General features: G+C 48.1%; 8 protein-coding genes. 3 read left to right on the forward strand and 5 right to left on the reverse strand.

What is annotated here, in order from left to right; translation table 11 throughout:
* Window positions 1-829 precede the first annotated feature (829 nt).
* A complete protein-coding gene (locus KIS29_05280) occupies window positions 830-1042 on the forward strand; it encodes a putative DNA binding domain-containing protein (GenBank protein ID MBX8639734.1) in 213 nt (70 codons plus the stop codon).
* A 295-nt stretch (window positions 1043-1337) separates the two neighbouring features.
* Here KIS29_05280 and KIS29_05285 read toward each other — a convergent pair whose 3' ends face one another.
* The 4 genes from KIS29_05285 to KIS29_05300 form a co-directional block, all read right to left on the reverse strand.
* A complete protein-coding gene (locus KIS29_05285) occupies window positions 1338-4445 on the reverse strand; it encodes a DEAD/DEAH box helicase family protein (GenBank protein ID MBX8639735.1) in 3108 nt (1035 codons plus the stop codon).
* Window positions 4429-7347, reverse strand: coding sequence for an Eco57I restriction-modification methylase domain-containing protein (locus tag KIS29_05290; GenBank protein ID MBX8639736.1), 2919 nt, complete (start codon window positions 7345-7347; stop codon window positions 4429-4431). The genes KIS29_05285 and KIS29_05290 overlap by 17 nt, the downstream gene beginning before the upstream one ends.
* 25 nt (window positions 7348-7372) lie before the next feature.
* Window positions 7373-8281, reverse strand: a complete 909-nt coding sequence (locus KIS29_05295) for a transposase (protein MBX8639737.1) — start codon at window positions 8279-8281, stop codon at window positions 7373-7375.
* A gap of 1182 nt (window positions 8282-9463) precedes the next feature.
* Window positions 9464-10090 (reverse strand): hypothetical protein, encoded by a 627-nt coding sequence (locus KIS29_05300; GenBank protein MBX8639738.1) that lies wholly within the window; start codon window positions 10088-10090, stop codon window positions 9464-9466.
* Window positions 10091-10629: 539 nt separating this feature from the next.
* Between KIS29_05300 and KIS29_05305 the strand changes: the two genes are divergently transcribed.
* Together KIS29_05305 and KIS29_05310 are read left to right on the forward strand one after the other, a co-directional pair.
* Window positions 10630-11628, forward strand: coding sequence for a ParB/RepB/Spo0J family partition protein (locus tag KIS29_05305; GenBank protein ID MBX8639739.1), 999 nt, complete (start codon window positions 10630-10632; stop codon window positions 11626-11628).
* A gap of 205 nt (window positions 11629-11833) precedes the next feature.
* Window positions 11834-12433 carry an NYN domain-containing protein gene (locus KIS29_05310; GenBank protein MBX8639740.1) on the forward strand — a complete coding sequence of 200 codons (600 nt, stop codon included), beginning with the start codon at window positions 11834-11836 and terminating at the stop codon, window positions 12431-12433.
* On the opposite strand, the gene KIS29_05315 is transcribed toward KIS29_05310, so the two are convergent.
* Window positions 12379-12906 carry a transposase gene (locus KIS29_05315; GenBank protein MBX8639741.1) on the reverse strand — a complete coding sequence of 176 codons (528 nt, stop codon included), beginning with the start codon at window positions 12904-12906 and terminating at the stop codon, window positions 12379-12381. The two genes, KIS29_05310 and KIS29_05315, sit on opposite strands and share 55 nt — an antisense overlap.
* Window positions 12907-13040 lie beyond the last annotated feature (134 nt).

Consider the following 13040-nt stretch of genomic DNA (forward strand, 5'->3'; position numbering starts at 1 on the left):
GCAAGTTCATCCAGTCTTGCACTGTCCTCATCGGACAGCATCAGTTCCTTTCTCCGCCAATAGTTTCTTATCCTTTCATCCACATCCATTTCCGACATGTGTTCTATTACCTCTCCGGGATTTCATCCATCCCGGAGAGGACATGTCTTTTTGATCGAAAAATGTACCGGTCACTGACTTTGTTCTGCAACTGGCGGTTTCAAATATAAGATCCTCAAATCTTTATGACCCCGTTTTCAGTGTTGCGGTCTAACCTTCTAAGGGCTGGATGTTTTTTGAACGTCTTGCCAATGACAATGACATATCGATTGAAGGGTTGCCCGCGTTGTTTTTGCCTAGTGTACTTTTGTGAGGAATGACCGGTTGAGATGTGACTGTTAACCTGTGCACCGGACCTGCGTTGGATGCATGAACCTCTGTTATCTTCCAAGAGCCCTGTGTTTGCAGGGCCGCAACAGGAGATAGATGAACTTACACGTGTGCCGATATCATGGCGCGGCTGGACACCGACAATTTATTTCCTGATGCCAGATCGCAGATGCAAATTAGCCAATATGAATGTCACGTCCACGTCGGTTAGTAGGCAAATGACAAGGTTCCCACGCTCAAAGAAGTGTTGATTCTGAAGGCGTATTTCTCTCCATTGATCCAGTCAGCATCTTCAAACAGAGCATTGTCCAGACTCAATCCACCAAAGCGCTTTGAGGTATGTGAACCACAGGGCGCTTTCGTCTTTGACAATGGATTTTTCCCAGAGCATCTCGTAATCGGTCTTGTTGGTAAACAATCCGACAAGGTGTTGGATAGATGAGAGTTTGAAGCAAACAGGATGACAACTCTGGCTTGTGACGTATCAATAAAAGCTGATGAAAATTACGTAAGGGGGCTGATTCAAAACGGAGAGTCGTCAACGGCTGAGTTTAAGGAAAGCATCGATGGCGCGGACGGTTGGATCAAAACCGTTTGTGCATTTTCGAATAGAGATGGCGGGCTTATAATTTTTGGTGTCAAACATTATTGTTCTATTGCGGGACCAAACTAATAGATACCGACAGGATCGCAAATAAGTTGCGCGCACTGATAGAGCCATTTCCTGATTATGAATAACCAGGAATCGAGACGGATGACAAGATATTTACTACCTGCAGATAGGCCGTGGTTCTCAGAAAAAGTATGTTGTTAGGGTCCTGGCAGTGTTCATACGCGCCAAACCACAACCTGTCACTAAACTTGTTACGAGCTTTTATCGCTTAATGATCAAGCAACCCAGACTCAATAGTCTACAGTCGTTTGTTTATGAAATCCAGTCTTACCGAACTTCATCTGGCCTGTTCCTCTCATGTCGTCTTTGTCGGTGATGACCTCACCTGTTTCGAAGGTTGAATCCAGCACCAGCACACCCTCTTAAGCTTCAATCCGCCTGCCTGTCCTGCTGGTTCCTGACCAGAATCGGTCGACTCTTGCAGCAGTTCCCTCGCCTTATCGATGAGCCTGCCCTCCTTCCTTGCCTTATTCAGGGCAGAAACAAGACTCTGAGTGTTCGATCTGGCTCTGAACCTTGCAGCAAGTGTTTCGCCATCTCCCCCACTGTTTGCAAGTTCGTCAAATATCTCCTTCACTGCTTTTGTCGCTCTTAGAGGGGTACCTCCCGTCGTTATCTCTCTCTGCCGTCTTTTCTTAAGCTCCATTCTGAGCGATTCCTTCATTTCCCTCATTCTTTCAAGCAAACGACCGTAATCGATCCTCTCTCCATGATTTTCGGCTTCTCCATCAAGCAGTATGGAGACAGTGTCATTAATAGAGTCGCTTATTTCCCTGTCACCGTCGAAGTATTTGGTACGCCAGTAAAGATCTTGGCCGTTCCTGAACAGCACGAACATGGCGTCCCTGTCCCCCTTCTTGAAGGCGCCGATGCCATCGGGTATCCTCTCCAGCCATTCGATGGATCTGTCCTGGATTATCTTTGCGAGTGTGTCGAGAGGATCGCTCGTGAACTGCTCGAGCTCCCGAGAAAGCTTCTCTATTGCAGAAAAGTTTCCCTTTGACATTTCAATCTGTAATCCAAAATCCTTTGGATCCGCTTCCTCGCCGAGTGTCGTTGCGTCGATACCAATTGTGGCGCGTATAGCATCTAACTTCTTGTAAAGCTTCCCCATGAGGCCTAGAAAATGTTCCAGCGTTTTGGGATCGTCACGGTTGCCGTTCACGGAGAGTATGTTGCTCACATACACCTTGTCGTGGACGGAACCCATTCTGTCGACTCTTCCAATCCGCTGTATTAGAACGACAGGATTCCATGGAAAATCGTAGTTGACCACGTACTGCGCGTTTTGCAGGTTCTGCCCTTCGCTCAGAACATCGGTGCTGACGAGTATGCCGCCATTGTTCTGGAACTCTTCGATTATCGCCGATTTCTCTCTGTTGCGCCCTTTTGCATCCCTGCAGATGCTTCCGGTAACCATCATTACGGGCAATGCAGCCGATGACTTGGAAAGCCTGTCGTAAAGGTATGTCGCGGTTGAGGTAAACTGCGAAAATATTATGACGCCGTTGTTATCATCTGAGGCAATGGCTTTGGTTATGACGCTTAATCTCGATGCAAAGGTAGCGAACTTCGGATCATTTGCAGGAATTTCCGAGAGAAGTGAGTCGATAGTCGTAACGTCTTCCCTGCACTTTGCAACAAACTGCGCCACTTCATCCCGGGTCAGTTTGCACCTTTCCTTGATTTCCGAGTACTTCCCTTCCCTGAAGATATCTTCGGGAGAGGGCAGCTCCTCGTCAAAATCGAACAGCGGATCGTTCCTGAATGATGGCGGAATGAAATAGCTCTTTTCGTCAGCGAATGCGATTGCCTTTTCGATATAGTCACGGAGCATGCCTAGTGTATCCTCAAAAGCTTTCGAGCTGCTTTCGAGGCGTTTGAATATACCGATGATTACAATTGCCTTGACCAGCTTCTTCAGGTTGTCCCTTTTGCTTTGCTCAACCGCCTTCGGGACTGGGGTACCGTCCGGCATTTTCAACTGACCACTTAGCCTGTCTATGGACAGGTCGTAGAACATGAAATTCATTTTGTCGAGCAGCGCGTCTATCTTCTCGTAATCAATCCTGGCATCGTATCGCGTCAGCGGATCCATGTCAAGTTCCCTTTCGGGAAATTTGAGCTTCCCTTCGCCGAGCGCAACCGCGAGCCTTCTCGAATGCCTCACGATGAAGCGCTCAAGAACCTTCTCCAAATCGATGGGCTCTCCCCTCAGCCATCTCTTCTGGTTTGCAGTGAAGAAACCCTTGAGCGTCTGGTCAAGGATGTCGGTAATGCAATCCTCGGGAAGGTAAAGCGACAGGAGCGAATACAAATCCATCAGGCTGTTATTTACCGGTGTGGCGGTTGCTAGCACCACCTGTGCCTTTGTCCTGAGCAGCAGATCCCTTAGAGCACCGTACCTGTTAGTGGAGGGGCGCCTGAAATCGTGCGCTTCATCCACAATGACGAGGCCCACGTCGGAAAACTTCTTGTTGTCGAAATAATCAGGATGATCGGAAAGTGACTCGGTTGAGATGGTTTCGTCGAGAGAGATATGCGTCTTGGCAAATTCATGTTTCCATGTGGTGGCAAGGACGCTTGCTGGTGCTATGAGAAGGCATTTCTTTCCCTCCCTTATGGCATTCAGGGCAAGGCTGAGAGCTATCCTGCTCTTGCCAAGTCCGGTAGCGTCTGCAACAACCACGCCGTTGTACCGCTCAAGCATGAGCAGCGCGTCCCTGACTGTCAGTTTCTGGTGCGGCATAAGTGTCTCGAGCACCTTCTGACTTTCCACAGAAACATCAAGTGTATCCTTGTAAGTTTCATACAGTGCCTTTGCAGCTACCTCATAAGGGCTCCTTGTGGTAACGTAATTCTTCAGTACCGACAGAAACTCCTCCTTGAAATCTGTCGAATGCTCCCACGCACCGTTAAACCATGACACAAGTTCATTGACCACTTCCCTATCCGTGTTCAGCATGTTGAGTTCCCTGTTGGTGACAAGGCCTCCCTTTGTGAAATTACTTGACCCCACGACGCCTATCCCTCTCTTCAGGTTGTCCAGTGCAGGAGCGGCACCGATGTACGCCTTGCCGTGAAAGAAGGGACCCTTCAGAGCCCTGACACTGACCCTTTCACCTTCAAAGAATTCAACTGCGTTCTGCAGAAGTTCGAAATAACGGCGTTCGTCCTCGTTTTCCTCAAGCTCTCTGATAATCTCCTCTTCCCATTTTACGCTTTCAGTCTGGGCGCGGCCAAGAAGAAACTTCAGTGGTTTGTTCCTGAGGGCGTCCTTCAGTTCACCATATCCATTTACGTTGAAGTAGGCGGATGCAATGGCGATATCATCCGCATCTTCAAGAGCGTTATTCAGGGTTGCAGACAGTTTTTCCTTTGAATTGTCAATTATCCTGGTCATTTATTGCCCCCTGTGATTTCAATCCCCTGTCGGCCTTGATCAAACGATCATCAACTAGGTCAACGTATTCTTTATAAAACTCAGCTAGTGGAAAATTATTGGCGCCTATAGCTCTTAAGACTTCGATATCTAACTTTTGTCTGTCTTCCATTTTGACCTCTTCAAAATATCTCTTTGCTTCTCTGTTCAATGAAACACCAACGTTTGCTAAATCCAGCTTGCCCAAATCCGGTGCGGGCATCTGTTCGTAGTCATTTACCTGAATCTTTAATGCACCTCCACCCATTCTCTTACCAAGAAGTTCTTTACAAACGTGAAAGATTGATGAATTCATATACAAGAAAATAGTCGCCACTTCAGTCTGCTTTGGATAAATCAGTACAAACATATCAGAAGCCAATGTGGAATTAACAGAGTATAAAGTGAAATGCCGATCGTTTACAACTTCGTTAGAAATCAAATTCGCAGGATCGAGCCTTCGAAGATTATACCACTTTGGAGAGTTGTTTGAAACACTCTGCAATTTGTGGACCCCAATCACAACACTTCCTTTCTTGGTTCCTTTCTGAATGACGAACTCGCGGTTCATCGCTTGATGAATATACCTAAGCGAAAATTGACCTGGTTCTCTCTTAATGTCTGGATAAAATGCGTACTTTTTGGGCTTCTTAATGATGTAAGTATTAGTCTCCTTTGGGCTCCTTACAACCGGAATGACGTCGGTACTATCTATTACGTATCTTTCTCTGCTCTCATTTTCTACATAGATGAGCCCTTGATCCTTCAACCCACTTTCTTCCTTCGTCTTCACTCCCCACTCTTCGAACTTCTTCGGATTTGCAAGATAATCGGTCTCGTATAGGTGGCTTACGTCCTTCATGTAGAAGAAGTCGTTAGCGCCGGTTTTAATCCCAAATTTAATTTCAGCAAAATCTCCGAGTTTGTGTGTGAGTTTTGGAAGTATCTTTTCCATGAACACCTTCGGCGCGCGAAGGTAGAACCACTTACCGGGCTGGAGGCCCTTCCTCGGGATGGCGTAATGCAGTCGAACCTTTTCCAGCCCATAAGTCTCGAGGTAAGTAAAATCTATGGCGGGTTTGCTGTTTGGCCGCGAAGTGCATACGGTAACAACGGTGTTGATGTCTGCACCAAAGCTCCTCTCCCTCTGGCCGTATATTGCGACTATATTGTCCTTTATCCGCCGCTGAAGGGTTATACCGTAACCAGTCTCAAGCCATTTGTCAGATGTTATGACGGACAGGACACCATCGTCTGAGACAAGATTGAGCGCCCTGATGAAGAAATACGCATACAGGTCGGATTTCCTGTCGATGCCGAACTTGTCGGTGTAGTATTTCTTCCTGGCCTGTGGAATGCCCTCCTGCCTTACGTACGGTGGATTCATGACCAGTATCTGAGCCTTTTGCGGCATGTGCATTTCGATGACAGATGGGCTGTTCCCCGTCCGCTTCGATATTTCAGCACTCAAGCGAGCCATTTCCTTTCTCAGTTTTGCCTTCTCATGTGGAGAGTGTTCATTCACATACACGGCGTGAATGCGGTTGTACTGCTCCCTGACCGACTCCGTTTCCTGGTCAAGCGTGCGCTGGCCATCAGGCAGCTGCAGCGAGTCGTCAATGGCGACAATGTTGAAATCCAGATTCGGCAGCGGTTCAGGTTCCTTCTCGTCTATTATCAGCGAGAGCCAGAGCCTGAGTCGGGCAATCTCGATTGCCTCTGACTCTATGTCAAAACCGTACAGGTTGGGCAATATTCTCTTCTTGTGTGCCTCCGGATCTGATTTCCACCCTACAATCGCTTCCGCCTCCTGTATCAGCGCTATGATCTCGTTCATAATCACCAGAAGGAACCCGCCTGAACCAACTGCAGGATCTAGCACCCTCAAAGAGAGCAGTCTTTCACGCAATTCCCTGACTTCCTTCTCGCTCTTCCTGCTTTTCATGTCTGCGATGAGCGCATGCAATCCATCCCTGAATTTCTCACTCTTTTCAGCTTCTTCGACAGTATCATGGCTGCCGAGATATTCAGCAAGCGCCCTCCTGCAGATGAATGAGCTTTCATTCAAGGGCGTGTAGAACGTTCCTTTGCCGCCCCTTTCATTCTCCGGCAGCATGTTCTCGAAGACAGTTCCGATCAGGGCTGGATCGATGCTTACCTCCAGTTCAAGAGGGGCTGTTTCATCAACTGTGAAATTAAACTGGTTGAAGAAGTCCTTGGCATCCCTGAACATGCCATCCATTACACGGTCAAGTTTCCGTTCCATAGAATCGGTCATGTATTCCTCGCGTTCGAACAGGGAGCCGTTGAGGAAGGGGATGCCATCTGTACCCTCTCTGCTGAGGCTTTCATAGAAAAGCTCATTGAGATGCCTATAGCCTTCGATGGTGTCGATGAACCTCCTGTTCTTTCTCAGCCAGCCTTTCCTCTGCAGGAAATAGAGGAACATGAGTCTGCCAAGGAATCTCTGCGCATACGATGTGCTGTGCTTTCCCAGAAACGGCCTGACTGCCTTCTCGATATCCTGATAGAGTCTCCGATAACCTTCGAAGAACTCTTCGCGCACTTTCTCATAGGGGAAGAATGAAGTGTCGTAGAGATGTGAAAGCTCTTGAGGGTTGTCAACGTATCTGATGGAGTTCAGCACTTCGATGTCCGTCCTGTAAAGCCGGTCGGCGAGTTTGAGTATCTTCGCCTCACCGTAAGCGCCTTTGCCCGGAACTATCACGGCAAAGGATTCATACCTGTTTGTGAACAGCAGCAGCGGTTTCAGCAGCCTGTTCTCCTTCCAGCGTCTTGCCGTCTGGGTGCACAGACTCCTCGAGAAGCCGGAGCCCGAATCAACCTCCACGATCGCGATTTCAATGAAGCTGTTGGAAAACATGCTTAAAACTCTGGCAGGTTGAAAGTTAGGCGGGAACACTCGCTGTTTTCTCAATGTTTCTATATCCAGCATCTCTTCTTTCACCGGATAACCCAACTGTTCCAGTTGTGATTTCCAGAAAGAGACGTTGAAATTTATGACATCGCCTGCCATTGCTCAGCGAATATATCGATACTTTGATAATGGTTGCGCCATGCGGGTTTCCACGCATTCTATCCGAAACTGAAAAGACAAATTTGCATCGATATGCGCCAGTCCCGTTCGCTGCGCACCATGTCGCCTTATCAGCGCATACGCTGTAGAGATTCCAGTAGGCAATGTCTGTTGCCACGGCTGTGACGGTGGAGCCTTCCGTCACTTCATTCATGAGCTGACCGGGCCGTGTGCTGTCATCCCATGTCCCTCTCGTTGTCCTTACAGCCAGTGTCATCAGCGAATCTGTGCCTGAAAGCACATGTATCTTTCCGTAATCCTTCCTCCCTTCCCTGTACCTGCTGCTCCTCCATGAGCCTGAGCCGTGGAGGAGCAGGCCAGATGAGTCAATCGCGATGATAGACTCCTCCTTCCATGCACCCTCTGCAGTGTGCCCAAGGAGCGATTTCAGCGTGACCTCCATGGAAGGCATCCTGTTGTATGCCGCAAGTGTGCTGAAGTGCGGTATACGGCTCAGGAAACCTGTGAGCCTCCTGCAGCTTACATTGAGGCATGCCTTAACCAAGAGGCACAGCACAATGTCCCTCCTGGCTATTCTGGGTCTGCCGTCCCTCCTCTCCCAGTAATGCACCCTTGAGTTGTCTACAAGTCCTCTCAACACAGTGCATGCGAGGACGATCTCCTTGCACTGCCATTCGTTGTATTTTCTCCAGTCCCTCTTCCTTTCATGGCACCTGCTTCCGCAACGTTTACGTATGCTGTTTGCACTATCTCTTCTCAAGCATCCCATCCCCGGTTTTGAGCTTCGTGCTCGTGTTAAACCAGGATGGGATGCCCACAATAAAAATCAATTCACGAACACACTGGAATTACACTTTATGTGCAAGGCCACATTTTCTTTAACTTTCCTCTAAATGCTCCGGGAGCATGAAATACTCGATCGTGCTGGGGTGCAGGCCGGAAGGACTCGCAAAGATCATAGCAAATTAGGAGCACATCTCCCAGCATCCGCCGGCAGCGCTTTCAAGTCATCGATATCTGTACTCCAATCTTACGAGGATGAAAGTGCCTTTTCAATCAAGCTGTAGAGGGCGATTTTGGCTAATGTCTCGGCTCTCGGGCAATAGGTCATGTGGGCCGCCGAGCAAATCAGAAAATCTGCTGATACACATTTTACACAATTTGTCTGGAATGCTTGTTATTCTGGCTGACCACCTCATCCATTACCGATTTTCGGATCTTCTCCTGCATGCCCATTGCAGAGGGGAGGGTGGAACACTAAGTGTGGGCAATTTAGTTGACCTGCGCATCGAGATTCGATTGTTCTCGCCAGCGTGTTTCTTGCTGATCTGCTGATAGCTGCACGCTCGGTTTCGGTCAGCGCGATGGTTTCGGTGTCGGGTTGCGATGCCGGTGGGCGGGTCTCTTCTGGATGGTTCGCCTTATATAACCCTGCCTGCTGCCAGATTCTACTTGCCTGACGCTCTGATGGGCCCGTCATTGCCGCTACCTCTGCAAGGTGCGGCCTGCGGAAAGGGCATTGAGCACTGTCTCGTTTTGCCGTCTGATTTAGGCCAGAGTCTGTACGGTCACATTTCGGTCATAAATGCGGTCATACATACGACCGTTTCGAACATGTGACCGCTTTTTCAGGGCCACATGTTAGGGGTCAGAGAAAAAGCCACGTAGGGGTCGAAAAATACGGGCAGAATTCTGCCCGTGGATCAAGAGTGCTAAATGCCCGGGCGTCCGTTTCGGAAATTTCACAGAGTGGTTTAAAAAGGACAGGGGTAGTGCTTTGGAAGAGGACATCTGTTTCGCACTATGTCGAGCACAACAATTATTTCACCCCCTCCGATAACCCCTGTGGCCAAACTAAGCGAGACACAGATCCGTTTCATCTGCAATCATACAGTCCACAGGAAAGACTGGTCTGTCTCACGTATTGCCATACAGTATAGCGTTACCGCAAGGAGGGTAAGACAGCTGGTTGCACAGTACAGGAGGACAGGCATCTGCACCGTGTCGAGGAGCATGGCAGAAAGGCATCGGCATATGAAATGCCGGCCTCCTTAATCGTCAATTTTATGGTGGACACATCGCCTATGCTCCCCTGCACCATCCTGAAGAATGAGAGGCGGTTGCCACTGACATATGTAAGCAGGACATTGTTCAGCTGCGGAATGAAGCCACCACCGGAGTTGTGGCCGAGCGTGGCTTCCACCATATTGTCGCTCTTTGAGAACACGTGCGACAGGTCTATGACGCACTGCTCCCCCTGAACGAAGTTTGACATGAAATCGACAACTCTCTGCCTTCTCAGTCCTGTGTCGTGCAGCAGGTTGCTGACGCTTTCAGGAGATATCCCTGCATCAGGCAGCGCATCGAACAGATGCGATGACACGTAGTGCAGGAGCATATTCTTCATCGGCGCCGAATGGAAGAACCGCATTATAGAGCACACAGCAATCTCTTTCCATTCATCTGGGAAGTGTGCTTTCAGAAGGTCTATTGTGTCAGAGCATTCGGAAAGTATGAATGTCGATACACCGTACTCCCTGTTTGTTATGGACTGCAGCTCATCCATCATCCTGACAGCCTTCGGTCTGAGAAGACCGTCGGGTGTTATCTTTCCGGGACATTCGAGTTTGATCTTCCTTGACCTCTTTATTGCCGGATCATATTTGCTTGTTACACGGTAAAGGTATTACTGTCCGTTAAGATGCCTTATATCGGTATCTTTCACTCTGTGTTTCAGTGCCCAGTCAGCTAAGTCCCCTCAATGGGGAGTGCAAGCAATCTACTATTTAGATCTGTCTGTCGATTTGCACTCAAAAACAACGATACGCAGGACAGATTACGCAAATCAGCGGAAGTTAGGGCTTAACCAGAGCCGCGATTGATATACTAAAGTAACATAGAGGGGAGTCCGAACTCTACTCATCAGGACCATTTATGAAGGAGAAGCCATTCTCGTGACATACAAAAGCCACTTGAACAGCGACTATTGAGGACGCTCTGGCTATAAGATACCTGCATTTAACAGAATACAGTATATTGCATCGTATTTCATTGTAATACAGTGAATAACAGAGAGCTTAAATACAAAAAGCGAGTTATCTGCTGGCAATGACAGATCGTGTCAGTGGTGTGAGAAGGCAGATAGCAATACCTGACCTGATTATCAGCGAGTCGAATGTTAGGATGGGAGACATTGAACGGGACCAGCATGAAGTGGACAAGTTGGCAAAGAGTATCAGTGAAACTGGATTGCAAAACCCGCTTCGAGTGAGAGAGATCCCTGGGCAACCAGGCCAGTATGAAGTCTACGAAGGAAGCAGAAGGTTGAGGGCTCTAAAGCAGCTGGGCAAAAGTCACGCAGACTGTATTGTGTCAAATGTTTCAGATGCAGAAGCTACTCTTGCGTCCCTTCACGAAAACTTGGTCCGTGGAGAGATATCCGCACTGGAGATATCCAAAGGCATTTACAAGATCATGGAGCAGATCGAAGGAGGAGACATAACCAAAAGGAGAGAAGTTGCAAGGAGGTTAAACTGGTTTAAAGACGATGGTCGTCCTGATACCAATCGAGTGACGAAGACGCTCAAGCTTGGCGAGTTTCAGGAAAAACTAGGTGGAAAGGTAGCGGTTAAGTACAGGACAAAAGGGGATGCCATGCGCAAGGAAAAGGTGATTCCGTGGGCAGTTGCAGAGCGACTGCAGACGATTCTTGAGAATCCCGTCGTGGAATCACAACTGCAATCATTAAAGGTGCCTGAACGTCAGAAGGACTACGAAGATTATGTCATGCGACTGGCTAATGCTTATCGTCAAGTCAGAACAGGGAGAAGAAAGGTCTTTGAAGAACGGTTCATAGCCAATGCCAATCAAGATCCGGTAGAAACAGCGCAGGAAGTGGAACGAGAATCGATCAAAAGCCAACTCGTCACATTCCGCCTGGATCCGGAACTCTACGGGTGGATTGTACAGTTTGCAGCAAAGAACAACGTCACGAAGACTGAAGCAATTATTCGAATTATACAGGCACATAGGGCCCACCTCTCTTCTTCTGGTCGACAAGACCAGATAAACGACACTAAAATGACAGTGGAGGGTCAAACACTATGAAAGACGGGCTCAACTACAGCCGCAGAAGGTGCACCCGGCAATCATTTCTCCTTTCTATGGTTATCAAGCGGCACCTTCTGATCAGGAATATATTAATATATCGAAGTGATAATCAGTGATCACAATGAGCCCCGGTGTTCCCAAGGGGACGCCGGATGAAATAATCTTCTTTTCTTTTTTTTGTTTTTTAAGTGGTGGGTTTTAGTTGGATAAGACTATTGTTTTCATAGATGATGGGTATCTCAGCAAGATTTCTAAGTTCCTAGGAGGAGGCACTTATCTCCAGATAGATATCAACCAATTCGCGATAAACCTAGCAAAGGCTCAGAACCTCTGGTGCGAAGAAGTCTATCTTTACACAGCTCCCCCTTTTCAATCTGCTGTTCCCACAACGGAAGAGGCAGAGAAGCGGGCGAGGTACGACCGCTTCACTTCTAGAGTGCGGAGGATTTCAGGCTTTAATGTCAGAGAAGGCAGACTGCAATACGTGGATGGTGAGTATCGCCAAAAGGGAGTAGATACGCTGCTCACAATGGATCTGCTCACGCTCACGAAAGAGAATTACCCTAACATCAAGACCGTAATACTACTTGCATGCGACACCGACTTCGTGCCTGTTCTTCAGGAAATAAGACAAAATGGGGTCAAGATAATCCTTTATTACTTCACTGATTACAAAAGGGGGTCCCTCTTTTCGATGTCCAATTACATTTTGACTGCTTGCGATCAGTGCGTGCTATTGGATATAAGCTACTTCACCATGAGTCTGCGGAAGCAGAGGTCAATTTCAAAGACCGAAGTATAACCACGACTGACTAATCTAGTGCCGTGTTCAATAACTGAGTTCTGTCTCCTGAATTTCCAGATAACTCTTTTCCTTGCGGTTCTCCTGTCTCTCTTCCTCCTCTCCCTGTTCTCGAGCATCTCCTTCCTGTGCGCATTCTTGTACCTGATGGCACTCTGAAGTGCTGCATCGACTTCCAGCCTTGATCTGTAGTCTGTATCCTTCAATGCCAGGCGCTGAATGTCACCTATGTGTGTTTCGACGGGATTGAGCCATGAAGCGTTTGTCGGTGTGGGTGCGAAGGAGACCCTGTTCTTCTTCGCCCATTTCATTATGTCCTCTGTTGAATGGACGGACAGGTTTTCCATTATCATGTGAATGCGCTGCTCCGCCGGATAGTGTCGTCGCAGCTCCTTGAAGAAGGAGAGTACGTTCTTCGCAGTCTTCCTTCTCCTCAGTCTCTGTCCACCATCAACAATAGATGGGCAATACACCTTAAAATGCTAAGCATAGGCGTAAATTCTACCCGAACCACAAACAGATATTAAGCGACAGTTTCTGGAATTGAATCATAGCAGATTGAGGCAGATTTGAGACAATATCGTCTCTAGCACGATCAAGGAATCCA

The sequence above is a fragment of the Candidatus Sysuiplasma jiujiangense genome (assembly GCA_019721075.1).
GTDB classification, from domain to species: Archaea; Thermoplasmatota; Thermoplasmata; order Sysuiplasmatales; family Sysuiplasmataceae; genus Sysuiplasma; species Sysuiplasma jiujiangense.

What these genes read in the sequence shown, in the direction of transcription:
- KIS29_05280 (MBX8639734.1), top strand. Translation starts at nt 830, where the DNA reads ATGACAACTCTGGCTTGTGACGTATCAATAAAAGCTGATGAAAATTAC.
- KIS29_05285 (MBX8639735.1), bottom strand. Translation starts at nt 4,445, where the DNA reads ATGACCAGGATAATTGACAATTCAAAGGAAAAACTGTCTGCAACCCTG.
- KIS29_05305 (MBX8639739.1), top strand. Translation starts at nt 10,630, where the DNA reads ATGACAGATCGTGTCAGTGGTGTGAGAAGGCAGATAGCAATACCTGAC.
- KIS29_05300 (MBX8639738.1), bottom strand. Translation starts at nt 10,090, where the DNA reads ATGATGGATGAGCTGCAGTCCATAACAAACAGGGAGTACGGTGTATCG.
- KIS29_05290 (MBX8639736.1), bottom strand. Translation starts at nt 7,347, where the DNA reads ATGTTTTCCAACAGCTTCATTGAAATCGCGATCGTGGAGGTTGATTCG.